Annotated in this window: 20 protein-coding genes; 4 read left to right on the top strand and 16 right to left on the bottom strand. The window is 35.8% G+C overall.

Annotated elements, in window-relative coordinates; genetic code table 11:
- Positions 1-149 precede the first annotated feature (149 nt).
- Positions 150-1,298: an immunoglobulin-like domain-containing protein gene (locus A5889_RS10930; protein WP_176372887.1), complete on the top strand. Its 1,149-nt coding sequence runs from the start codon at positions 150-152 to the stop codon at positions 1,296-1,298.
- Between the two features lie 69 nt (positions 1,299-1,367).
- Complete coding sequence (locus tag A5889_RS10925) at positions 1,368-2,804, top strand: helix-turn-helix domain-containing protein (protein ID WP_207114600.1); 1,437 nt, start codon at positions 1,368-1,370, stop codon at positions 2,802-2,804.
- A gap of 757 nt (positions 2,805-3,561) precedes the next feature.
- On the opposite strand, the gene A5889_RS10920 is transcribed toward A5889_RS10925, so the two are convergent.
- The 5 genes from A5889_RS10920 to lacD all read right to left on the bottom strand — a co-directional run bounded on the left by A5889_RS10920 (position 3,562) and on the right by lacD (position 9,204).
- Entirely contained in the window at positions 3,562-4,020 is a 459-nt protein-coding gene (locus tag A5889_RS10920) for a GNAT family N-acetyltransferase (protein WP_176372885.1), read from the bottom strand.
- A 127-nt stretch (positions 4,021-4,147) separates the two neighbouring features.
- The gene (locus tag A5889_RS10915) at positions 4,148-5,779 is read right to left on the bottom strand and encodes an ABC transporter substrate-binding protein (protein WP_087642070.1); all 1,632 of its coding nucleotides are present in this window, start codon (positions 5,777-5,779) and stop codon (positions 4,148-4,150) included.
- A 30-nt stretch (positions 5,780-5,809) separates the two neighbouring features.
- A complete protein-coding gene (locus A5889_RS10910) occupies positions 5,810-6,886 on the bottom strand; it encodes a M42 family metallopeptidase (RefSeq protein ID WP_087641922.1) in 1,077 nt (358 codons plus the stop codon).
- A gap of 33 nt (positions 6,887-6,919) precedes the next feature.
- Positions 6,920-8,032: an alanine dehydrogenase gene (gene ald, locus A5889_RS10905; RefSeq protein ID WP_087641921.1), complete on the bottom strand. Its 1,113-nt coding sequence runs from the start codon at positions 8,030-8,032 to the stop codon at positions 6,920-6,922.
- A 182-nt stretch (positions 8,033-8,214) separates the two neighbouring features.
- The gene (gene lacD, locus A5889_RS10900) at positions 8,215-9,204 is read right to left on the bottom strand and encodes a tagatose-bisphosphate aldolase (protein WP_087641920.1); all 990 of its coding nucleotides are present in this window, start codon (positions 9,202-9,204) and stop codon (positions 8,215-8,217) included.
- A gap of 190 nt (positions 9,205-9,394) precedes the next feature.
- Here lacD and A5889_RS10895 point away from each other — a divergent pair, with 190 nt between their 5' ends.
- Both A5889_RS10895 and A5889_RS10890 read left to right on the top strand, forming a co-directional pair.
- Positions 9,395-9,685, top strand: a complete 291-nt coding sequence (locus A5889_RS10895) for a hypothetical protein (protein WP_087641919.1) — start codon at positions 9,395-9,397, stop codon at positions 9,683-9,685.
- Between the two features lie 18 nt (positions 9,686-9,703).
- On the top strand, positions 9,704-10,636 hold the full coding sequence (locus A5889_RS10890; RefSeq protein WP_087641918.1) for a LacI family DNA-binding transcriptional regulator: 933 nt from the start codon (positions 9,704-9,706) through the stop codon (positions 10,634-10,636).
- A gap of 269 nt (positions 10,637-10,905) precedes the next feature.
- On the opposite strand, the gene A5889_RS10885 is transcribed toward A5889_RS10890, so the two are convergent.
- The 11 genes from A5889_RS10885 to A5889_RS10835 all read right to left on the bottom strand — a co-directional run bounded on the left by A5889_RS10885 (position 10,906) and on the right by A5889_RS10835 (position 24,043).
- Positions 10,906-11,640 carry a hypothetical protein gene (locus A5889_RS10885; RefSeq protein ID WP_087641917.1) on the bottom strand — a complete coding sequence of 245 codons (735 nt, stop codon included), beginning with the start codon at positions 11,638-11,640 and terminating at the stop codon, positions 10,906-10,908.
- 13 nt (positions 11,641-11,653) lie between these two features.
- Positions 11,654-12,598 (bottom strand): DUF5067 domain-containing protein, encoded by a 945-nt coding sequence (locus A5889_RS10880; RefSeq protein ID WP_087641916.1) that lies wholly within the window; start codon positions 12,596-12,598, stop codon positions 11,654-11,656.
- Positions 12,591-15,212 carry a YfhO family protein gene (locus A5889_RS10875; RefSeq protein WP_176372902.1) on the bottom strand — a complete coding sequence of 874 codons (2,622 nt, stop codon included), beginning with the start codon at positions 15,210-15,212 and terminating at the stop codon, positions 12,591-12,593. The genes A5889_RS10880 and A5889_RS10875 overlap by 8 nt, the downstream gene beginning before the upstream one ends.
- 30 nt (positions 15,213-15,242) lie before the next feature.
- The gene (gene lepB / locus A5889_RS10870) at positions 15,243-15,926 is read right to left on the bottom strand and encodes a signal peptidase I (RefSeq protein ID WP_087641914.1); all 684 of its coding nucleotides are present in this window, start codon (positions 15,924-15,926) and stop codon (positions 15,243-15,245) included.
- 19 nt (positions 15,927-15,945) lie between these two features.
- A complete protein-coding gene (gene lepB, locus A5889_RS10865; protein WP_087641913.1) occupies positions 15,946-16,632 on the bottom strand; it encodes a signal peptidase I in 687 nt (228 codons plus the stop codon).
- 19 nt (positions 16,633-16,651) lie between these two features.
- Complete coding sequence (locus A5889_RS10860) at positions 16,652-17,320, bottom strand: hypothetical protein (protein WP_087641912.1); 669 nt, start codon at positions 17,318-17,320, stop codon at positions 16,652-16,654.
- A gap of 21 nt (positions 17,321-17,341) precedes the next feature.
- The gene (locus A5889_RS10855; RefSeq protein ID WP_087641911.1) at positions 17,342-18,385 is read right to left on the bottom strand and encodes a DUF916 and DUF3324 domain-containing protein; all 1,044 of its coding nucleotides are present in this window, start codon (positions 18,383-18,385) and stop codon (positions 17,342-17,344) included.
- 96 nt (positions 18,386-18,481) lie between these two features.
- Positions 18,482-19,237, bottom strand: a complete 756-nt coding sequence (locus tag A5889_RS10850; protein WP_087641910.1) for a WxL domain-containing protein — start codon at positions 19,235-19,237, stop codon at positions 18,482-18,484.
- A gap of 32 nt (positions 19,238-19,269) precedes the next feature.
- Positions 19,270-20,079, bottom strand: coding sequence for a WxL domain-containing protein (locus tag A5889_RS10845; protein WP_087641909.1), 810 nt, complete (start codon positions 20,077-20,079; stop codon positions 19,270-19,272).
- Positions 20,080-20,082: 3 nt separating this feature from the next.
- Positions 20,083-20,448, bottom strand: a complete 366-nt coding sequence (locus A5889_RS10840; RefSeq protein WP_087641908.1) for an LPXTG cell wall anchor domain-containing protein — start codon at positions 20,446-20,448, stop codon at positions 20,083-20,085.
- 16 nt (positions 20,449-20,464) lie between these two features.
- On the bottom strand, positions 20,465-24,043 hold the full coding sequence (locus A5889_RS10835) for a MucBP domain-containing protein (RefSeq protein ID WP_087641907.1): 3,579 nt from the start codon (positions 24,041-24,043) through the stop codon (positions 20,465-20,467).
- Positions 24,044-24,066 lie beyond the last annotated feature (23 nt).

The following is a 24,066-nucleotide window of genomic DNA, read 5'->3' as shown; positions in this document are numbered from 1 at the left end:
TTAAAAAAGTGAAAAAATTGAAATATACTGATACATTGGCACTTCGCCATCATTTAGAATGAAAGATGGAACAAATTAATAGAATATAAAAACTATACGTATTATTATTACTTTCAAATTAGATGACGTTCCTTGAAAGGATGATATGTATGAAAAGCAAGATTTTGAAAGGTTCTATTTTGGTGTATACCATTTTTGTTTTGATTGCTACTTTAGTTTTCTTTACCTTGTCGGATCAAAGAGAAAACTTTGCTGATACTGAGAAGGATCAAGTGACGGAGTTAGAAAAGTTGGATTTACCATCTGGGACACGATACAAAACGATTGAATATGGGAGCGATATTTCAATAGCAGATATATTTGATATCACAGCGATGCAAATGCAAGGACTAGAAATAAAGATAATCAACTTTGATTCCACAAGAATCGGTACAACAGATGTTACAGTCCTTTTTAAGAAAAAAGAGATATTTTCACAAGGTTCTTTAGTTTTAACAGTTGTAGATAATGAACATCCTATTATTACCGCACATGATATCACTATTTATATGGGACAAGATTTTGATCCATTATCTGAAGTTAGCGCGAGGGACAATGTAGATGGCGATCTCAGCACCAAAATAAGTGTATCTGGATCAGTAGATACATCATATGAGGGTATATATGAATTGGAATATACCGTACTTGACTCTAGTAATAACACAGCACTAAAAACAATAGAAGTTAATGTTATAGCTAATCCCGCCAATGCTAAGGAAGAATCAGTTTCTGAGTCTGAAGAAAGTATAAAATCCAATGAACAATTAATCGATTCTGAACCAGTAGTTCAAACTAATGATACAAACGAAAGTAACCCTTTGACAAATCAAAATTCTTTTGATAATCAACCTAATATAATGATTATCAACGGCACAACAATTTCTTACCAAAATGGTGGACAAGGGGCAGGACAATCAATTATCGACAACGATCCTAATGGTAGTGCTTCAACTTGGGGAGGCGTACAAATACAATCAGGTGATGATAATGCCAACACACATTTTATCGGTCACAATCCTGGTGTATTTTCTATTCTATTTAACATATCTGGAGGTCAATCAATTATTGTAAATGATAATAATGGAAAAGCAACTACCTATATCATTACAAATATTCTACACCTAGATGATTTTGGGAAAGAAGTTACTACAGGTATCGATTATTGGAACGAAACGATTGGAACAGCCGGCGGTGAACGAATAACTTTACAGACATGCATCTCAGACACTGAAAATCTTATGGTTTTTGCATCAAAATGAATATTTTAAAATCTATAAGCATACTTAAAGCATATTTAATTACTCTCAATTAAAAAAGGAGGAATTGAGATGGAACGTTTAATACAAAATATGATAATTAGACGGATTAGATTGTTAGATATTTTGATTCATACAAATCAATGGGTACCGATGAAAGAGTTGACCGTCCGCTTAAGTTGCTCACAACAAACAGTTCTATCAGATTGTGACTACTTCGAAAATGTTTGGTCCGACTATGTTATTATCGAGAGATCAAAAAAAAGGGGTATTCGAATACTCATGAACAAAAATCACTCTATCGGTGAACTTTATAAAAAAATGATGAAAAATTCTAATGATCTAACATTACTTGAATCGTTCTTTTTTTATCCAAATAAAGATACTTCGTTTCACGCCAAACGACTATATATTAGTGAATCAAGTTTATATAGAAGTTATAAACGATTACAACTTGTATTAATGGATCGGAATATTACTATCGCTCATGCGCAAGATACATATGTTTTGTGTGGAGAAAATGAATTACAAATCCGTTTATTTTTTATACTATATTTTTGTGAAGTCTATGAAGAAAGCGAGTGGCCTTTTGCTATCGATAAAGATTTTATTTGTGAACTCGTCAATAGCATATTAAAAATTTTACCTTTTAGAGTTACTCCTCTCTCTCTAAAATTTTTGATGTATTCCATGGCAATTGCAATTGTTCGTGAAGATCAAGGATTTATGTTTTCTGTTGGACATGACGTTGGAAGAAATATCGATACAAATGAAACTATTTTTCAGAAAATTAAAGAAATTTTGCTCTCTAAATATCCGAAGATAAACTACAAAAATTTTTGTCAAGCCATATTGTGGTGGGATTTTTCTTGGATAGAGTATAAAGAAAAGAGTGTTATTAACAATTGGAGTAAAAAATATATGGAGCAAATCTGTTCTTCTTTAAATGTAGAAATTTCTGAAAAAAATGAAACCGAACTTACAAATTGGATTCAATTTATTCATATCAGACATAGAGTTTATCCATTTCAAGAGTATATTATACATAATCGTTTTGCTCAATCTAGCATATCTATAAAAAGAAACTATCCTACATATGCTAAGAACGTCAGGGATATATTAATATCATTTGAAAGGCAAACTCAATTTCCTTGGTACTCTAAGTACTACGAAGAATTACTGCATGAAACATTTTTTCAATGGAATGAGCTCTATAAACAATTAGATAAAAAGTATTCTAGATTAGTAGTGATAGTATTTAGTGATTTGGGAACAGAGCACGAAGCATTTTTAGCTTATCTAATAAAAAATAAGTTTTCAAAAAGAGTGGAAGTTCATTGTGCAACTGAAGAAAAATACTTAAATGATATTGAAAAGAAAGGCAACTATGATTTGTGTATTTCTAATTACCCACTCAAAAATGTTGCTCTGGAAAACCTTGTTGTAGTAGAGGATATTCCTTCAGCAAAAAATTGGATGGATATTTATTATTGCATGAATCAAAAATAGGATTAATTTTTCTCGGATATTGTATTATTTTTTACGTTAATACCATTATAGTCTGCTAGCTTAATCTGATAACGTTTTTTGTGAATCTAAAAAAAGTAAGCCGGATCAATGTATAGCTTTTTGATTTTGCTATTTGAAACGTGATTCAATAAACTCTATCCTTCATTTAGCTAACAATCAAAACAAGATAGAAAAAAACTCTATCCCATTTTTGATAGCCTTCTCATTATTTTATTTAAGAATCCTTGTTTTTTAATATAGACGCAAAATAAGTGAAAAGTTCTGCGACAGAGGGTGGGCATCCATATTTGTTTCTAAATTTATGAAACACGCTCTATAAAAATGTTCTTTTATTATCGGATTATACACTTGCTGAAACTCTGTATGACTACTTCTGTATATATTTATGTATTCAGCAATATAGATTTTATTTAACTTCTTAAAAAGTATTTAAATCCCTTGACTTAGGGTCAAATTAAAGAAAAAGAAACAAATTCAAAAGAAGAGTGCCTTCTTTTGAATCTGTTAAATTAAACAACATTTTTATAGTTGAAAAAATTTGTTTTTTTCGACTCGTAAATTTTTGATATGCGACCAATAATGTTCTGAAAACGGTGTCTATGAATTCAGCTTCACTAGATCAAATTTATTGATTCAGCACGACATAGTTCACAGGGGCTGTTCTGCTTTAAACTAATCTTGATCAATTATTTCACTATCGCCTTTCAATACTGTTTGCCAAATAGTATAAGCATCGTTAATTTATCTTTCTTACCATCGTAATATCTGTTTCCAAATACCCCATCTTTTTATACAGCTGATACGCCGACTGATTATGAGCAAAAACATGTAAGCCAATTTCTTCTAACCCATGTTCTTGTCCCCATTCTTCGATCAAAAGCAGTGTTTGTTTGCCATATCCTTGACCTCGATACTCAGCATTGATCAGAAAATCATAAATAAATCCTTTTCCTCCGGAGACATTTACCCAGATGACACCGATTTCTTCTGTTGATTCAGGAATGAATATCGAAAAGAGATAATTGTCTTTTGTGTCTGGTCCATCTGGAAGTAAATCCGCAAAACTTTTTTCTGCTAAACTGATTGCTTCTGATTCAGCCCAAGTTCCCGCCTTGATTTTATCTTTTGCATATTCTGAAACAGCGATATCGAGGTACTCTTTGAATTTATCTTGATGCATTTTTTCTAATTTCATGTTGTACTCCTCTTCTTAAAATCTGTTATTCTTTCTGATAAGCTATTTAAAAATCATTTCTTATTCAAAAACAGACCAAAAAACGCCAGCTGTCACGTTTTTCGGTCTGTTTTCTTTTCATAAATACTTATTTCACTGAAACGTTTTTGTAGTACGGTGCACCAATTGCACGATAGACTAAACCTTCTACTCGATCATTCACTAAGAAAGCCTCTGACGCTTGGTATAATGGTGTTACTGGTGAACTTTCCATCAATACTTTTTGCGCATCTAATAAAGTATCCCAGCGTTTTTCATTCTCTGTTGCGTAAGTTGTTGCTGATTCTTGCAGTAATTTGTCAAATTCTTCGTTGCTGAATTTACCGTAGTTTTGCTCGCCGCCAGTTCTGAATAATTGTAAGAAGTCATACGGATCCGCATAAGTTGCTGCCCATCCTGCTAAGACAACATCAAAATCACCACTGCTCATTTGGTCTAAACGGTTTTTGAACGGTACACTTGAGATCGTTACTTTCAAACCACTTAAGTTTTCAGTCAACAATCCTTGGATATATTCAGATAATTTTTTCGCTGAATCTGTATCTGATGTCAATAATGTAATAGAGGCAGAATCGATGCCCAACTCTTTCTTGGCATCTTCCCAAAGCTTCTTACCACCTTCGACATCTGTCTTCATCAAGGTACCCGCTTCTTCAGCAAAGTCTTTCCCTGTTTCTTGGTTTGCGATTCCTTTAGGAACAAATGCTTCAATCGCCATTGAGCCATCTTTTAGGATATTTTTCGCGATTTGGTCGGAATCGATCAGTTCCGTAATAGCATTTCTAGCATTCTTATTCGCAAATACTTTATTTTCAGTGTTGTACTGTAAGTATGAAGTCGATGGGTAAATACGAGTGACTAATTCTGGATTGTCTTTTTCTTGATCTACATATTCACCTTTGATCGGTGCAATATCTGTTTCACCTGCTTTGAATAAGTTCACGTTTGTACCGATTTCTTTACTTACTTGAACGTTGACTTCATCTAATTTGACTTTGTCTGCTTCACGGTATTTATCATTTTTGATGTAGTTCCATGTGATGCTAGTGCCATCCCAATCTGCTAATGTGAATGGGCCATTATAGATCATATTGTCACTATTGGTTCCATAATCTTTTCCTTTTTCTTCAACAAACTTTTCATTCAGTGGATAGAATGTTGGTTTGGCTAAAAGAGAAGATAAATATGGAATCGGATATTCTAAGTTGATTTCCAGTGTATAATCATCTAGGGCTTTTACACCTAAATCAGACGCTGGTTTTTCTCCTTTAGAAATTGCTGTGTAGTTTTCAAATCCGTCAAACAGATACGCATACTCTGAACCTGTTTTTGGATCGACTGTACGTTTCCATGAGTAAACAAAATCATTCGCTGTTACAGGCTCACCGTTACTCCATTTTGCATCTTCGCGTAACTTGATCGTATATGTCTTTCCGTCATTTGTTGGTTCTACCACTTCTTCAGCGATTGCAGGAGCTGAAGTACTATCGTCTGCAAACTCATATAAGCCTTCCATCACTTGGCTGATAGCAGAAAAACTGACCACATCTGTTGCTTGAGAGATGTCCATTGTTGGTAACTCAGCGCTTTCCAACACTTTTAAGACTTGTTTTTTATCATCTGCTGCATCTTCTTTTTTACTTCCTGAACCGCAAGCAGCTAATGCTAAAACCAATGCGCTAGCAGCTACTGTTGTCAGTGCCCACTTTTTCATGTTCATCATTGTTTTCCCCCTATTTTCTATTTATGATCAAAAGCTGTCGATCATGGCTTGATCTAAATCATTGACGATCGCGACTGCTAATTGATAAGCTGCTTGGTAATCCTGATAGGCCACATATCCGTAATGTGTATGTGCATAACGGACAGGTACACCGATCACGATTGCCGGCACGCCTTTATTTGTCAGATTGATGATCGCACCGTTTGTACCGCCGCCTTTTCGAACAGAGCTTTGCATCGGCAGTCCATATTTTTCAGCAGTTTCTTTGGCAAATCGTTGGAAGCGCGGATTCGTTATCATCGATACGTCAAAATTTCTAAGCATTGGACCGCGCTTCAGCCCGGATTGAATCATATATTCTTCTGAAAAAGTATCATCTGCCGGACATCCTTCAAAAACGATCGCCAAATCCGGCTGAACATTATTCATCGCAACTGTTGCTCCGCGTTCGCCGACTTCCTCTTGAGCAGTCATTGTTCCAATCAAGTTGAAAGGTGACTCCTTTTTAGAAAGCTCCTGCAATGTTTCCAACAAACAAGCACAGCCGATACGGCAATCAAATGCCTTTCCAATCATTACATCGGTGCTCTCTAAATACTCAAAAGTAACGTCCGGGATCACAGGATCGCCGATTGCGATATTTAATTTTTCTGTTACTTCTTCCGCGCTGACACAGCCGACATCGATCACCATATCATCGATCGTTTGTGTCTCTTTACGCTCTGCATCGGTCATAAAATGCGGTGGTTTACTAGCAATGATTCCTGGAACCTCGCTGCCATCTGCTGTCTTGATCCGTACTCGATGTGCAGGGATCGTGTTTGATACCCAACCGCCTAGCGGTAAAAAGCGTAGCGTGCCATTCGGTTTGATCGCTTGCACGATAAAGCCGACTTCATCACTATGAGCATCAAACAAAATAGTTGGTCGATCCGCTTTTTGTTCGCCGACCTTCATATACACATTACGAATATGATCTTCTTCTACTTGTGCAAAAGACGCTGAAAATTCTTTAGCAATCGCTACAACATCATCTTCAAAGCCTGACACACCTGAAGCATTGGATAATTTTTCTATTAAATCTAACGATTCTTTCTTTGTCACTTACACGATTCTCCTTTCAACTTCTTCGATGTATTATAAAACAGATTCCACTGATGTATACGTTAAATCTAAATCTGCGGCAACCGCGGGATTTGTCAATGCACCATTCAATGTATTGACGCCAACTAAAAGTGCTGGATTTTGCTCGATCGCTTGTGCAAATCCTTTATTCGCTAACTCTAAAACATATTGCAGAGTAGCGTTCGCTAAAGCAAATGTCGCAGTTTGCGGAACAGCTCCCGGCATATTTGCTACGGCATAATGGATCACGCCGTGTTTTGTATATGTTGGATGTCCATGTGTTGTGACTGTATCGATCGTTTCGAAAATTCCGCCTTGATCGATCGCAATATCGATGATCACAGAATGTTCCGGCATTGATGCCACCATTTCTTCTGTGACTAATACAGGCGCTTTATGTCCTGGAAGTAATACGGCACCGATCACAAGATCTGCTTGCTTTACTTCTTCTTGAATATTGAAGTGGTTTGATACGAGTGTCTTTACGGCACCAGCAAACTGATTATCGATTTCCTGTAGTCTCTTGATATTTACATCAAGGATCGTAACATCTGCACCTAAGCCTAATGCAATCTTTGCTGCGTTACAGCCTGAAATACCGCCACCGATGATCGTTACCTTGCCTTTTTTTACACCTGGTACGCCGCCAAGTAAAATACCTTTTCCTTCTGGCACCTTTTCTAAAAATTGAGCACCGATTTGTGTCGCTAAGCGGCCAGCGATTTCACTCATTGGAGCCAATAATGGCAATTCTCCGTTCGCCAACTGAACACTTTCATAGGCAATCGTTTTCACTTTACGTTTCATCAATTCTTCAGCTAATGGTTTATTCGCTGCTAAATGAAGGTACGTAAATAACGTTAGATCTTCTCTTAAATATGGATATTCTTCTTCTAATGGTTCTTTTACTTTCAACACTAATTCTTGAGCCCAAGCTTCTTCTGCCGTCTTAACAATGGTCGCTCCTACTGCTGCATACTCTTCATCATGAATCGACGCTCCAAGTCCAGCGTCAGTTTCAACGTAAACAGTATGCCCATGTTTGATCAAGTCTAAAACGCCGGCTGCCGGCAATGCCACCCGATTTTCACCATTTTTTATTTCTTTCGGTATCCCAATATTCATCACTCAAGCTCCTCTCTTGTTCTTCCTATTACTTTTTAGTCCACTTAATGATTATAATTTAATGAAAGTTTATCTGCAATACGTAGAAAAAAAGATTTATTTTCTCTTTAAACTTTCATCTGATCGCTAATAAAAAAAGTGACAAAAAGCTAGATAAGCTCTTTGCCACTTTTTATCGATTATTAGCCCACTTCCACTTTAGAACGCCATGAGGTTCCGCAATCGTCTACGATTTCATTGAGCGTCTCGATATTAGCTTTACCTTGAGTGGCAAACCAATCTCGACCTGCGTCTTCTCCTTTTGACGCAAATGGTTTCACCCCTTCACGCCAAGTAGCTCTGCCGCATAAGACACCACTAAATTTTGAGCCAGCTTCTTTCGCAAATTTTAATGTTTCCTGAAATAATTCTGTCGAAACCCCAGCACTCAAAAAGATAAACGGCAACTCTGTCAATTCACTTTGTTTCTTAAAATATGCCAGTGCTTCTTTACGGCTATAGACAACTTCATTTTCAGTGAATCCTTCAACATATTTCATATTTACAGGCACTTCCATTTTTAGTACATCGATATGGTATTGCGGTTTAGAAAATTCGACCATCGACTCCAATACTTTATGTGGTTTTATTCGGGCAAAAGCTGCTGATCCGGCATCTAAGACTTCTGTATCATACGTAACGATCTCCACAAAAAACGGAATATCTTCTCCCAAGCATTCACTACCAAGTCGTTCCACAAAGACATGCTTTAAATGATTGATCGCTCTAGGTTCATCAGGATCATAATAGAGTAAAAACTTGATCGCATCTGCGCCAGCTTCTTTCAAACGTGAAACAGACCAATCTTCCAATAGATCCGGCATCCTTCCTGGAGTGGACGCATCATAACCAGTTTTTTCATACGCTAAAAGTAAACCGCAAGATTTATCACGTACCTTTGTTGCTGGCAATCCATAATCTGGGTCTAACAGTATCGCAGATGAATAAGGAGTCAATTCTTCTGAAGCAACTTTTTTGAAATCAATGATTTCTTCTCCTGTTGCTGTTGTAGCAGCGTCTGAAATCATTTTTTTTAGCGATCCGCGCTGATCGATCGCCAACGCTTCAATTAAACCTTTTTCATTTGACAGACGGTTCAGAGCATCCATTTTTGCCTGGCTGATTTTGATCATACTAGCAGCTCCTTTAAGTATTTTTGAGGAAATTCCTCTCTTACTTTGAGTATACTCTCTCGTATTTATTAAGACAAAAAGAAACACTTTTCCTATGAAAATGCTATCCATTTATTTTTTCAATGATTCGCCTTGACCTGATACGCGTTTCATACTTTATAGTTAAAAAAAAGACAGGAGGCGTTTATTTATGATCAATGCAATGCTTGAATTAACGGATCAGTTAGGGATGGATTATTACTTTGTTTCTCTCGAATTCAAAGAAGGGAAGCTTTTCGTTCGCAGTTTGAATAATTATTGCAAACCGATCAGTAAAACAGTAGAATTAACGGAAATAGAAGGGCTATCTATAGAAGAATCAGATGGATTGGGATACATTTGCTTTGATTTTGATGATGAGCATTACCATTTTGTCGACTATGGGAATCGGGTTCTAGCATTCTTTAAGACCCTTTTGTTCTCTACCTCACTTCATCTATAGCCTTGAAAGGAGCCGCTCATGACGACTATTCGTGATATCGCTAAATTATCCGGCTATTCTGTTTCTACCGTTTCCAGAGTATTGAATAACCATCCTTACGTGACAGAAGAAAAGCGTAAAAAAATTTTAAGCATCATGGAAGAGCTAGACTATATTCCGAATATAAAGGCCAGAAATTTAAGTAGTGGGCATTCAAAGCATATTGCCGTAATGATTCCATTTTCTGATCATCCTTATACAGATAAAATCGTCAGCGGCATTTTAAAAGCTGCCTTCAAATCTGGATATAAGGTCACGTTATTGCCGACAAATTATGATTTAACGATTGAAAAGCGTTATTTAGATGAGTTGGCTGCCAAAGCCTGGGATGGGATGATCATTACTTCAAAAAAAAGTTCATTTGATATCATTTCTAAGTATTTAAAATATGCACCGATCGTTTGTTGTGAAGATACAGGAGACTATCCGATTTCTTGTGTTTCGATCGATCGGGGAAAGTCTTACCATGATTTGTTTACACTGTTGATAAAACAAGGGTATAAAAAAATAGGATTGACTGTCGGCCGTCCAGAAAAAGACAGTGCTAGTACAGCGATCGTATTGGAAGCCTATCGAAAAATAATTGGATCAGCAGATTCTTCATTGATTTTTAGGGATTGTCGGACTTATGAAGATGGGATCAAAGCTGGTGAATACTTTTCGAAAGTTGAAAATCTTGAAGTAATCGTTACAAATGGCGATGATGTTGCTGCGGGGATCTTGCAGAAGCTATCGTTGAAAGAAATTATTGTCATCGGTGAAGAAAATTTGTTATCTAGTAAGTTATTGCAGTTTCCAACTGTAGATCATCATTTGGACTTATGTGGAGAAAAAGCCTTTGGGTTGTTATTTACAGATACTGTCAAAAGAGCAACTATTTCTTCTACATTTATCCAGCGTCATAGAATCTAGCGATTAGCTACATATTTTTTTGAAAATAAACCACTGGATCTGAATACACTTTTTATAAGTTACAATCCAGTCGCTTAAAACTTATACTGTTGGAAAAAACAAACGCACCTACATGAAAATCAAGGGTTGAATTTTCGTGCAGGTGCCCTTATCTTGTAAACTCAATCACTTCTACTATTTATGATTTATCTACAATAATTAGAGCATTTGCCCAACGCGATTTCTTCCCGCTGACGCTCTGATATACTTGATATTTCTATTGATATCTTTTAATAACGATAGTCACTTGTACCTAAGAAAATGTTCATTGGTATGCCTTCACTATCAAATTGGACTAATAAATACTTCCCAAATGTTCCTTCTTGCTTTCCTTCATCTCTATTGTCATACAGTTTAATTGTCTGACCAGCGATTGCTTTTTTCTCTCCCTCCACTTTCTTTTCAAACAGTTTAGATGCTTTATTCGAGTCTGGGAGTTTCATCATCTCTATGATTGGTTTAATAAACGCATTGAAATCTTTGCCAGGATACTTCTTATCTTTTATGACTGTACGAATCTCGATATCCTGATTCGATAATTTTGCTTTCTTTACACTTGGCATATAAATGTATTCAGTACTCATTTTGACACGTGCGATGATATTATTTTGCTGATTTTCAAAAAGTTTATTTCCTGAAAAAAGGAGTTTCTCTTCACTTGCTGCAATTTCAAAAGAGTCATTGATAGCTATATTGTTTCCACTAAACTCTTTATTTACTAACTCATTGCTATCATTGATCAATGATGAGAATTTTATTTGGTATTTATCATCCATGACTTTATCGATCTCACTCAGCTCTACAGGATAGTTAGATGAACCAAAATTTTTAGTGCGTTCTCCTAACCAAGTAAAAGCTACATCTTCTTTTGGTAGTTTCGCATTGATCGTTGACTTTTCTTTTGAACACCCTGCTATTATCAAAAGTATGCCTAAAAACAAGATAATTTTTACGTATTTTTTCATCTAGTTCCTCCAATTAGTTTAGTGTTAACGTTAAAGGTTCTTTGTTCTTAAATTCAGTATCATCGAATTGAATGGTGACATCTTCCTCATTATTTTTATCAAGAGAATATATTACAGCAGCTTCCACTGCTTCTTCTTTCTCAATATTTTTGAAGCTGTTTTGAGACAGATAATCTAAGGTATTATCTGATAATTCCTTGTTTTCTTGTCTTGTTAATTCTTTTTCTCCCTGATAAACTTTCATATACCGCTTCCATTGATCAATGGGCTTCAATACTTCCTGATCTTTATTTGTAGTTAGATATCGAATAACCAGTAACTTCTCATCCTCTACTTGTTTCACCTCATAAGTACTGACCTGCAGCGAAAAATTTTTATTTTGAATTCGATTATCCAATTCATTGGACGATTCTTCTGTCACTTCATTTGTTACTTTCTCGTTAAGACTCTCTACTGAACGATCAAAATTTTGTTTCCTTTTGTCATATGCTCTATCATTATCTATAGGACTAAAAAAGAATAGACTGATAACAGAATTTTCCGTAGCTACATAATAAACATCTAACAATGAGTTCTTTTCTTCATATTTAGCTGAAATTGTATAATTGATCACTGAATGTCCATTTGCTACAAATCGATTCGCCTTCACACCTTTAAGAACATAATAATCTTCCAAGTAACCCTTTGCGTGTTTTTCTAATTCTTTTTCGCTAAGTTTTCCCATTTTTTCTGTAAGGATATACATCCCGGAGTTGCTTTTTGTATCCTTTGAACTGACCACCGCTGACTTATTGATCGCTGTTTCCTTTTTATCTTTTTGCCAGTGAGAAGGCAATTGAATGGAGTAATCACTTCCATTTGCAGAAAATTTAGTCGTTTTCTTTTGCAACGTATTGGTTTGACAACCTACCATAAAAAAGAGACTAAGTATGCTCAGTAAAATAATTTTTTTATGCATTCATCATCTTCTCCTTATCAATCGACTGCGCTCTTTTTTTGTAAAACCAGTAAGCATAGATAGAAAATAGAAGAATACAGCCAGCAAATAATATTGCACCTAACATGAATCCCTGAGGAATAAACACAAATTCCAATGTATGTTTTCCTTTTGGAATAGTAACAGATAAAAAGGCATCTTTAAATGTATCGATCTCAATCTTCTTCCCGTCTATATATGCAGACCATCCTTTATCATAAGGAATAGTTGTTAAAAGAACATGTTTTTCTTCTGAATCAATTTCAGCATTTGCTCGTCTACCATCAATGTTGAAATCTACGGCTTTTTCTTTGATCTTTTCAACATCTGCTGCAAATTTTTCTGTATCTAGAAAAACGGCGTCTGGTCGGAAAATTTCAATCGTTTGATTCCCACCAACAAACGTACATTCGACTTCTACAGTTGTTGTAGTTTTATGGTAACCTAAATCATGGTATTGACCTGTATTGGCAAATGAGCTGCCGCTGCCACTTTCTTTCCCATTGATTTTTACAGAAACATTGGTCTGCCCTTCTCTATAAAGATTAGTAGGAACAATACTAAGATATCCTTGCTTTCCAGCTGGCACTGTAATCAAAAACTTTAATGTTCTTGCATGGCCCAATTCTGTTTCTCCTAATTCAATAGTATCTCCAGTTTCAGAAATAGTTACATCCTTTGAAGAGATGATCGGTGCATCACCAAATGTATAGATTTCTCCATTTGTTCCTGAAAAATGATTGAACAGTTCTGTCTGATTTTTCACAGCTTCTTTTTCATAAATCTCATCATCCGTCAAAATCCCTAAGGGCAATGCATATTTATTCTCATAAAGTGTAAATTTGCCACTTTTTTTAACTTTTTCATATCCAAACTTGCTAAAATAGTCACTGCTTGAAATGTTATATTTCATACCAACAAGTGAATCTGCCAACAATGTATTATTTCTATAATCTACTAGTAAATTGGTTCCAAATGAACGATAGCCTAATAAATTGATATATTGAGAAGAATGACGATTTCGAATAGATGAAAACATAGACACGCCGTGATAGCCATATCTAAAGCTATCATTTGCAGAAGAACTATTTAGATTTTCCATTCTAAAGAAAGAGTCATTTTTTTCTGTTAGGTCTACCAACTTTGTAATATCGTCATAGTTATCGTTATATGCAGCTTGGCTAATATATGACCAATCGTTTTTTATCCCAATAACCATTTGTTGTGCATTAAATGCTGCTTCTCCCATCATAAATAATACCAAGATTGCTGTCGCAGCCCGAGACCATTTGGGTTTGTATGCATAGATCAGCCAAATAAGTAAATATATAGCTAACAATACAATACTGATAACCAATGCCTCTGTCGTAATAAGACCATACCTTTTCTTATTTGAAAAAAATATAAATACAAGAAAGACAAATGCTAGGGACAAAATTACGTTGGTAATACCATTGATATCTTCTTTTGAAAAACGTTCTAAGCTATAGCCTGCTACTAAAATAATCAAAAACGACAGCAGAAAACTAAATCTGAACAAAAACATATACGGTCCATGCATCCCATGCCAAAATAGATTCATTGGATTAATATAGAAGCTTAAACATAGGATCAAAAATAAACTTCCGTAGAGTAACTTATTTTTTAGAGCAAATTTCTTACTTACAAAATAGTAGATACAAAAAATCAATGGCATCAATCCAATATAGATGAATGGCATACTCTTATATTTGCTCGTATCATAGACACCGACTAAACTTTTTGCGATTAAATCCCATGAACCAATATCCTTCGTAAAAAAGCTGCCAATACTACTTAAGCTTTCACCATTCGTTGCTAAGTCAATCACTGTCGGTAAAATAACGATCATAGATGCACCGCCAGCCAAAAACGATGTTACTAAATAGTGCCCAATCGTTTTCTTATATCGTCCCCAATTGGTGCATGCTCTAGCAAAGAAATATAAAAATGAAAATACGCCAACCATAAATGCCATGTAGAAATTAGATAAAAATAAGAATAGGTAACTTATGAACAGAACAATCGGTTTGCTTTGATCCATCAGTCGATGAATACCTAAAATGATCAACGGCAAATAGACAAATGTGTCTAACCACATAATTACTTCTGAATAAGCAACAGCATAAGACATCAGTGCATAGCTGGCACTTAAAGAGACGACAAGCCACCGATTCAACTTGAATGTATTATGTGCAAAAATCCAAAAAGATACGCCCATTGCACCAAACTTGATCAATGTTAAATAATACAAAGTATCTGTCATATTGCTATTATCAAAAAATGCGACTAAAGGTGTGAATATTCCATTTAAATAGTACGCTGATAACGCCCAATAATTCAGTCCTAATGAACCAGACCATGTATAAAATATACTTTGTTTCCCATCTAGCATATTTTTGAAACTTGAATGAAAATTGGCATATTGAGAAAAACCATCCGAAGCTAAAATTGACATCTCACTTCCCGGATAGATTCCTATATTATAGTAAGCAATACACATAATCCCAACAGGAATCAAAAAGCTTAAAAATATAAATAGCGAATTCTGCTTTAAAAAATTTTTTATCGTATTCATCATTATTTGAACGTTCTCTCTTTCTTTCGGTTATTTTGGAACTCCAAATTTATTGATTGGAAAATATCTCAAGAACAATGTACCTTCTATTTGTTCATCTTTCACCAAACCAAAGTTCCTACTATCATTTGAGTTATTCCGATTATCTCCTTGAACGAAGTAACATCCTTTTGGAATTTGATCATACTGCGCCAATTCTTTAGCCGCTTCATCAGATACATTGATTTTTATCATGCCGTCTGACATATTTTCTATTCTTTTTGGTGTTTCTACGAACTGTTGAGTATTATCTTTATATGCTAAAAACAAAGTATTCCCGTCTACCCATATGTAATCTCCCGGAACACCAATCACTCTTTTAATATAAGAAGAGGATCTGTCTTCTTCGGGTCGAAACGTCACGATTTCATATCTTTGTATTTTTCTTGTCTTTCTCAAAAGGACAAGATCATTATTAAGAAATGTAGGTTGCATAGATACACCATCTACTCTATGTGCAAAAAAATTAGTTTGGAAAACAATCACAGTCAACAAAAACAGCAGTAAATAGATCGTATTCTTGTCATGTAAAAAACTCCATAAACGTCTTTTTTTACTCTTCACGTTTGAAGGCCTCTTTTTACTTTTCTTGCGCTTATCTACCGCCTTTGACATCGTGACATTCTTTTTATATTTCCTTTTTGATCGTATTGCTTGTTCATTTATCTTCTTCATGGTCAAACTTCCTCTATCGTTAAAACTGTCTCATATCGTAAAAAGGAAACACTTTAGCTTTGACAATACCGATTATTGCCTTTTCATCAACAAACCCATATTCTCTACTATCTGTAGCATATTCTCGATTATCACCTAAAACAAAGTACTTATTCGGAGGAACCATGTCCTTTTGAAATAAATCGTATAGGTCAAAATTCTCTGTGATCGGCTCCTCCGACTCCTCTCTGATTCGTTTTGATAAAAAACGCTCAGCTTTCAATTCGTTGTTTATATACAGTTCATCATCTCGATAAGCAACCTGCTCGTTTGGCAAACCGATGATTCGCCGAACACTTACTTCATTATTCCCATCCTTTATATAAACAAGATCAAATCTTTTTATTTTTGATAATTTGGAGACAAACAAACGATCTTGGTCACTCAGAGTCGGAACCATTGAATAGCCCTCAAATTTAGAAATGCTAAATACAAAAAGATTCATGAGAATAAGTAGTAAAATGCAGATCGCTAAAGTAAGGCCCAGTTCAACTAGTTTATTTACTAATCTTTTTTTCAATTTTTTAGTCTGTTTTTTCTTTCTTCGTTTATCAGAAAGTTTTGCTTTTCTCTGCTGTGGATTTCGTTTTGCTTTTGGCTTTATGCTACTAGACTTCGAATATTTCTTTGAAGTGTCTGTCTTCTTCTTTACATCTTTTTTTGTCATAAGATTACCTCAGCATTTTCTACTGTTTTTTCTTTAACGCAGCTTCATTAATCTTAAATTCTTTAAATACTTCTGTTTGATTTGCTTTTATCTTTTCAATGTCGTTCATATATCCTTGATAGGCTTCTTTTTCTTGTAAAGTTTCAACAGATTGTTCACTAAGATTTTTACCAAGCTCTTTTACACCGATGAAATATCTATTTAACAAATGTTGTTTTTCTTCTTTCAACGAAACAGAAGCTGTAATAAATCCATAACTGACTAGTTTATTCGATAGTCCTCTAACATTTTTTATTGATTTTTGCGGATTTTCATTTTTGTTGACATTTTCAAGTTGGGTTGTCAACTCAGTGAGTATATAGTAGCTTTGAACAATTGATTCTGATTCTTTGCCATTCAACTTATTTTGTTGGTAATAACGAGAATAAACTGCACCAGCTGATGTCCCCCCCGCCATGAATATAAGAATGATCGTCCACATAATTTGCTTTTTAAGTGTAACTTGCAATTTTCTTTTGGCTACAAAAAATCGTTTCCGCCTTTTTTTGTTTTTAGGTGGTCGCTTTCTTTTAATAGCTTTTAGACGTTTCTTGCTTTTAAAAACGTTTAGCAACAACACTAGACTAAACAAAGTAAAGAGAAATGCACTAGATAAAAGGACAACAAATGACCAATCTAACGTCCCCATTATTCCTCATTCCCTTCATCTTTATTTTTTCTTCTTGTTCTTCCGCTTCTTTTTCTTGTTTTTATTTAAACTAGCTCGAACGATGATGTAAATAACAACGATTACGGCAATAACACTTCCGACGATCATGGCGATCATTTTCCAATTGATACCTTGTTCTTTTACTAAACTGATATCTTCATCATTATATTTATCCGCTTCCTCATCTGTAATTGTGAAATCTTCGTCCCATTCCCACTTTTTATCCTTTGTACTTGCTACGACATGCGCACTATAGTCACCTGGTACCATTCGTTCACCATTCATCGATACTGGAAAGTCGACCATACTATTTGGTGCCACACGCATGTTTGCCTTTTTGGTATCATATAGTACAGCTTCAGAACCTTTTTTCATGATTTGGACATCCATTGTTAGATTTTCTAAGTATGCTGGTTTAATGTTGGAAAAATTCACAAACACACTATTACGGTAATTGTTTGACCCAGCGCTTACTTTATTCAACGCTAATTCTGGAGTAACAACGGTGTCTGTTTCGGAAAGCAGCATCCCGACAACATATGCATATTCGTTGATAACGCCTTTTTGTTTTTCACGATTCTTTTTATCTACCTCGCCTTTTAGCTGGATTCCTCCAGAAATCACTCCATCAAAAGTCGCTTCCGGCATGGTGATATCCAATTTCACTGGTACAGTACTCTTTGCTGGTATCGTTACTTTTTCTGGTGCTTTCACGACATTTTTAAAGTCATACTTTAGAGATTTGTCATTATCAATTTCATTAGGTCCATATTCAATGACTCCGTTACTACTTGTTTTCGCACTATTTAAGGAAACTACAGCAACAACTTCTTTATCAGACTCGTTTGTCAAATCGATTGTTACTGACTGCTTTTGACCTGGGTTCATTTTAAGATCAAAATAGCCGACGTCCATATTTCTTTGATTTTCTGGTCGGTTCACCTTATATGTAAAGCCCACGCTTGCTTCCGCAGATAAACTAAATGAAAAAATTCCTACTATGTATAATAAAGCTATTGCTAATGTTCCTATTGTTTTTCTCATGCTGTCATTCCCTCATTTCCTATTTTCAGAAGACAGGTTCACTGACTATATCTGCCAGTGAACCTCTCTCACAATCTACATATTAAAATTGAAATCTTAAAGAGTTTCTGATAAAGTCCACTCAACAACGCCGTTATAATCTCCAGCGATCACAGATGGATTTTGTGCTTTTGGAATATCCAATGTTACTGATTTGTCTGCATTAGCAGATCCAGCAGTTTCCCCAAATTTCACATCATGTTGTCCGTATCCTGCATTAGTTGTTCCTTTTGTATTGTTGATAAATACTGAAGGTTGGTTTAATTCTACAGTTACGTTGTTCAAGATAGAGCTTGGTTGAACAGCATTTGCGTAATCATTTACCCATACGTTGTTGTAAGTGATTTTTGCTCCGTTTAATTGTGTACCGCTAGTTGTTTGGAATTGTTGGATCAATTTAGCACTTAATTTGTGTGTAGCACGGACATTTTCTGCACGTTTATCAGTGTAAGTGACAAAGTTTGCCATTTTATTGCCGCCATTGTCATATAAATCTGCTGTAAATGTTTCTTGAGATGCTGATAATACTGAGTGTGTTTTGAATTCTAGTGGTGATACAGAGATAATTCCGAATTCACCTGGATCAGTAATTGTCAATGTTGAGTTTGAAGTAATTTCAGAACCTGTACCTGTGTCACCACTTGAATCTTTTGAAGTACTGTTATCTGTCATTGTTTGGATGCCAGTTGATTCTGTGAAACCGATATGACCTTTTCCGTTCATCGTATCCGCTTTTGTTGTGTTTGGTGCTGCTAAAGCAACCCCAGCTACTGCTACTAATGCTGCTCCGCATAATTTGTGTGTTAATTTCATTTGTATTTCCTCCTAATATTGTGTGTAATAATTTATGGTAGCTCGGATAAAATCCAAGTTATCACCGTTGTGTACTCTACAGCATCAATTTTTGTTGCTGCAGGGATGTTTAATGTTATTGCATTATTTTGATAGTTTTGCTTATTAGCAAAATCCGAGTTAAGGACAGCTTCGCCTTTTTGATCGATTCTTGGTGTCAAGGTATTCTCTAATTGAAGCGGATTATTTTCTGACGCACCAAACGAGACCGACCAAGTTCCAGACCCATTACCTGATTTTGCAGTTGCAAGAGTATAAGTTTCTCCTATAGTGTTGACTTCAATTACTTCTTTAGAAACCATTGGCGCGCTAGCTAAATCAGAAGTTGAATTCGTCCATGACTTATCAAAAGAAAGAAAAGCTCCCTTTAATTCATTATTAGCCGTGTTCATATTCTGAAATTGTGTTTCTTGGCGCATCTGTAATGACCAACCCAAAGCTTTTGGTCGCTCATCCGTTATTTGGATGAAGTTACCGCGAACTGGGGTTTCATCAAGAAATAATTGCGCATTAACAGGCAAGCTCATCCCTTTATCAGAAACTTTATTAGCTGAAAAGTCTAACTGCGGAACGAAATCTATCCGTAAATCACCAGATAAGCTTGGACTTGGTCCTGGATCAACGATATTTTCTGGATGCTCGGGATCTTGGATCCCATTCTTGCCTCCATCAGTATCGTCTGTAAATCTGATATGACCTGGACTATTCTCACTTGATTCAGCCAATACCTGTTGATTATTGATTAACAGACAAAGTATGTTCGCCATAGCTACAAAAGCGATACAAATAGTATTTTTTTTCATTGACTACTTTGCCCCCTTTTTCTTTTTCAACAGAATAAAGAATGTGCTTAAAACAAGTAATATTCCACCGCTTATCGTTAAACTTTTTAGAACTAGTTCACCAGTTGATGGTAGTTTGCCAACAGGTTTTGCTATAGCATCACCTGAAGTTTCAGGGTAAGTTGTTGGCTCATTTACTCCGCCAGATTCTTTGCTAGAATCTGATGGTTCAGTTGAATTACTTGGTTCAGTACCTGTTTCGTCGTAAAATGATACCTTACCATTGGTTTGAACTGAACCACCCTCAGCAAAAACTATTTGATTACTACTTACACCTACAATCGATATAACGAGGGTAGATAATAGTAGATAATTAATTTTATGTCTCATTACTATTACCTCCTTGTTATTTCGCTTCTGTTAATGTAAATTGAAGAGTGCCATCGTAATCATCAATTTCTCGATATTGATTTTGACCTAGTTTAAAAATAAATCCATTAGATTTATTTTCCCACTCAGCTTTACTTACATCATAATCTCCTCTTTCGCTATGTTTACTTATAACAATGTCAAGAGGATTATCTGTAGTAACAGCTGTCAATTTATCTCCATCTTTGTAGTAAAGTACATCTTTTAAAATAAATGTTGGCTTTTTCCTAGAATGCATGTCTTCTGTCAATTTTACTGAAATTTTCCAATTAGAAAGATCTGCGCGTGTATCCGTCACCGTTAAAGGTTTATCATACGATGGTCGTTCGGATTTAAATTCTCCTAGCTGCATAATCTCATGGTTACTACCAAATTCTAATAAACTAGGTGCTGATGATAAGGACAAGGTACCATCAAATTGATAAATCAGTGTCGCATCATCACTTGTAACTTTGTAAGCATCATAATTGTCTGGTCTTTTGTATACACTATATGACTTTTCCAATTCAGCCAACTTCGCCGCAATAGTACTGAAATCATTTTCTAAATGAACTGTATCACCAATTTTAGCCTGTACTACAACTTTCCCTAATTCTTCTTTAGGACTGATCTTTTCAAAAATAACTGTCAAATTGACATACTGCGTGTAATAAAGCCGAATTATATTTGATCCAGTTTTGTATGTCACATTATCAAGAGGATCTGATCTTACAGCATCAAATTTATAACCTGAGATCACTTTAGGTGTAATTGTTGCTTTTGTATCAAGAATACCTTTTAAAACATCCTCTTGTTGTCCAGGTATCTTTTGATTAGTATCAGAACTCCAATATTCAATCGTTACCAAACCTGCCTTATTATAGTACGCTCGATAAGTTGCATCTCCTGTAATAGATGAAGGAATTTTATCAGATCGTGCTGGATCATAAATATAACCATCTATATCTTTTGGAGAATAGGTTAATGAAGCATCCTTTTTACCAGTAATCATGGTATTTGTTTCGGAAGCGATTTTAGCATTTGTACCAGCATCCCAATATTCAATGGTCACTGTATAAACCCTTGCATAATACTGGCGAACAGTTACATTCCCTTCAGTAAAGGTTGTTGGCATAATATCAGACTTAGCTTTGTCGAATTCGTATTTTGGAATATCTTTTTGTGTATAGTTGACAGTTGAACCAGCTTCACCTTCTAGTATGTCATCAGAAACACCAGAGATTTTTGTGTTCGTATCGCTATCCCAATATTCCACAGTGACTTTTCCAATAACCTTATCTTTGGTATAGTACAGAATCACTTCTGTATTTGTTCCAAAAATAGCTGGTGTTGGTGTTTGTTTGACAAATGTATAGCCCGTACCTACTGCACCTTTATTTAATTGGGCTTCTGTAATCGCTTCACCAATAGTTCCTTCTACCGATTTCGAAGAGATGATTTCAGTTGACGTACCATCCATGTACTTCACAGTCATCGCAGCCGTTTTAGGGTTTTCCGTATAATACAGTTTTACTGTTTTATCCTTAGTGCCATATGTCACACTAGCTAGTGGCTCTGAATCAGAATCAACATACGTGTACCCAGAGATAGCTGTAGGTGTGATATTAGCAAGAGCGCCAATTTCTCCCTTTTGTGATAGATCTAGTTGAATGGTTGTTGAGATTTTTGCGCCGCCTTTGATCCAGTGCTCAACAGTAATCGTACTTTCAGTTGCTTTCGATTCTGCATAAACTTTATACACGTTTTTGCTGGAATCGAATTGAACAGTTAGTGAATCGGCATTTAATGAACCTGCTTGAGTAAAGTCAAGTTTGTTAAATTCAGTCTCACCAAGACCTTGCTTTAATGCATCAAACGCATTTTGCTTCGTTAGAGTCTTTTTCGTACTATCAAGGTAATCTATTGAAGTAAGAATGCTGCTTTGTTTTGCATAATTTGTTCCACCGTAAGCATTGTAATTACTGCTGACTACTGTATCTGCCAATGCGTAATTAGATGCTGATGTTTGAATTCCCGAACCGTTGTATTTATACAATTCGACAGCCGCATCAGTGATCGGCAAGAATAGCTTAGAGGTAGGGCTAAAGTTTACTGACTCCTCATTTGTACTAGCAGTTGCCGTTGTCGTTGCCTGAGCCATGTCACCTTTTTTAGGATTACTGTATTGAGCGGTATTTACATTCATAGTGAATGTCCCTACACCATCTCCAAGCCCTTTAAATGCCAAATTTTTAGCATCTAATGAAACAAACTCATCATCAGTAGAATTGTACTCAGTAAAATTGAACGCATTTGTTTTTAGATTCGCATTCCATGGAAGATACCCTACACTGGTATCAATCGCATCTTTTAACCTTGCTTCGGCAGTGGTATAGTTGCTTTCATTAATATGAACCGCTGACCAATCAGAATTCGTAGCCTTAATAGCAGCTTCTTGTACATCTGTTACTCCAGGGAGCACACCAGAACCACCCATTCCAGGCACATGATACGCATTATAGTACGCAGCTGCGATAAACGTGGGTGCCCTTCCTAAGAATGCCGAATTATAAGCTGTTAAACTGTTTTTATATTTTGTTATGACTGTATTTTGGTTTGTTCCACCAATATTCAGCTGAAAATCACTTAGTACGATCATCACAGGTTTTGCTCCTGAACGAACGCCTCCTTGTGCTTCTGTCTTTTTAAGCAGATTGGTCGCAGTTTCGATCATCCAAGGAATCGAGTCATTGTCATATTGCGGTTGCATTGTGTACATATTTTGAATGGTTTGTAGATACTGTTTGCTATCATCGATTTGAAAGAATCCTGAATCTTTTTGAATACCATTTCTGGACACTACTCCTGGAAGCAATTCTGAGTCGAAAGTGTTATTATCCTTCTGATTGTGTGCAATCAGACGAATACGGGCATCTGCGTTGGATTCTATCAACTTTTGACTAAAGGCTTCAACCATTTTGCGACCATTAATCAGTGAACTCTCAGCAGTTGGTGCAACACTTTGTCTTTTCATAGAACCAGACCAGTCTAAGATAAACATTACATCTAGCTTTTCTCCAGCCTCTAAGCCCATATTAGAAATCGCATATTCCAAACTATATTTCCCAGAATCATCTGGATAATTATTTAGTGAAACATAGCTAGCCTTGTTCTTCGTACCAGCTGGCTCTAATCCACGAGCCGTTTGAATCAATTGCTCTCTTGACAAATTCGCACTGGCATCGTCCGTGGCAGCTACTGTACTACTCACTTTGTACACTTTATCAAGTGCTGCAAGCGATCCTTCTGACCAAGTTGCATTATCTTTATATGGTCGTGAACTGTCGGAACCTTTTGAAGCAGCCAAGAGTCTGCTGACTGATTGATTGGCTTCAGATAAGGTTGCAGCTGTCCAGATTGAGTAATTTGAGGTAGTAATATCAGCTGCTGCCTTTACGGGTTGCTCTTTTGCAAAGAAACTATACGTAAAGAAGCTGACAACTAACGTGAGACACATAAGAAGTGAAACCCCTATTTTAAAACGCTTCATCTTTTCATCCCTTTTCTTGTTTTTCATTTTTAATTTCACCTCCTTTCAGA

Source organism: Enterococcus sp. 9D6_DIV0238 (genome assembly GCF_002174455.2).
Lineage (GTDB): Bacteria > Bacillota > Bacilli > Lactobacillales > Enterococcaceae > Enterococcus_L > Enterococcus_L dunnyi.
Note: the sequence above shows the minus strand (reverse complement) of the source record. Positions and strands in the feature narration are given on the sequence as shown.

Excerpts from the sequence above, each read along its gene's own strand:
- A5889_RS10845 (WP_087641909.1), bottom strand. The coding sequence starts at position 20,079 with ATGAAAAAAAATACTATTTGTATCGCTTTTGTAGCTATGGCGAACATA.
- A5889_RS10855 (WP_087641911.1), bottom strand. The coding sequence starts at position 18,385 with ATGAGAAAAACAATAGGAACATTAGCAATAGCTTTATTATACATAGTA.
- A5889_RS10925 (WP_207114600.1), top strand. The coding sequence starts at position 1,368 with ATGGAACGTTTAATACAAAATATGATAATTAGACGGATTAGATTGTTA.
- A5889_RS10895 (WP_087641919.1), top strand. The coding sequence starts at position 9,395 with ATGATCAATGCAATGCTTGAATTAACGGATCAGTTAGGGATGGATTAT.
- A5889_RS10885 (WP_087641917.1), bottom strand. The coding sequence starts at position 11,640 with ATGAAAAAATACGTAAAAATTATCTTGTTTTTAGGCATACTTTTGATA.
- A5889_RS10840 (WP_087641908.1), bottom strand. The coding sequence starts at position 20,448 with ATGAGACATAAAATTAATTATCTACTATTATCTACCCTCGTTATATCG.
- A5889_RS10880 (WP_087641916.1), bottom strand. The coding sequence starts at position 12,598 with ATGCATAAAAAAATTATTTTACTGAGCATACTTAGTCTCTTTTTTATG.
- A5889_RS10890 (WP_087641918.1), top strand. The coding sequence starts at position 9,704 with ATGACGACTATTCGTGATATCGCTAAATTATCCGGCTATTCTGTTTCT.
- ald (WP_087641921.1), bottom strand. The coding sequence starts at position 8,032 with ATGAATATTGGGATACCGAAAGAAATAAAAAATGGTGAAAATCGGGTG.
- lepB (WP_087641913.1), bottom strand. The coding sequence starts at position 16,632 with ATGACAAAAAAAGATGTAAAGAAGAAGACAGACACTTCAAAGAAATAT.
- lacD (WP_087641920.1), bottom strand. The coding sequence starts at position 9,204 with ATGATCAAAATCAGCCAGGCAAAAATGGATGCTCTGAACCGTCTGTCA.
- A5889_RS10915 (WP_087642070.1), bottom strand. The coding sequence starts at position 5,779 with ATGAACATGAAAAAGTGGGCACTGACAACAGTAGCTGCTAGCGCATTG.
- A5889_RS10850 (WP_087641910.1), bottom strand. The coding sequence starts at position 19,237 with ATGAAATTAACACACAAATTATGCGGAGCAGCATTAGTAGCAGTAGCT.
- A5889_RS10860 (WP_087641912.1), bottom strand. The coding sequence starts at position 17,320 with ATGGGGACGTTAGATTGGTCATTTGTTGTCCTTTTATCTAGTGCATTT.
- A5889_RS10835 (WP_087641907.1), bottom strand. The coding sequence starts at position 24,043 with ATGAAAAACAAGAAAAGGGATGAAAAGATGAAGCGTTTTAAAATAGGG.
- A5889_RS10875 (WP_176372902.1), bottom strand. The coding sequence starts at position 15,212 with ATGAATACGATAAAAAATTTTTTAAAGCAGAATTCGCTATTTATATTT.
- A5889_RS10930 (WP_176372887.1), top strand. The coding sequence starts at position 150 with ATGAAAAGCAAGATTTTGAAAGGTTCTATTTTGGTGTATACCATTTTT.
- A5889_RS10920 (WP_176372885.1), bottom strand. The coding sequence starts at position 4,020 with ATGAAATTAGAAAAAATGCATCAAGATAAATTCAAAGAGTACCTCGAT.
- lepB (WP_087641914.1), bottom strand. The coding sequence starts at position 15,926 with ATGAAGAAGATAAATGAACAAGCAATACGATCAAAAAGGAAATATAAA.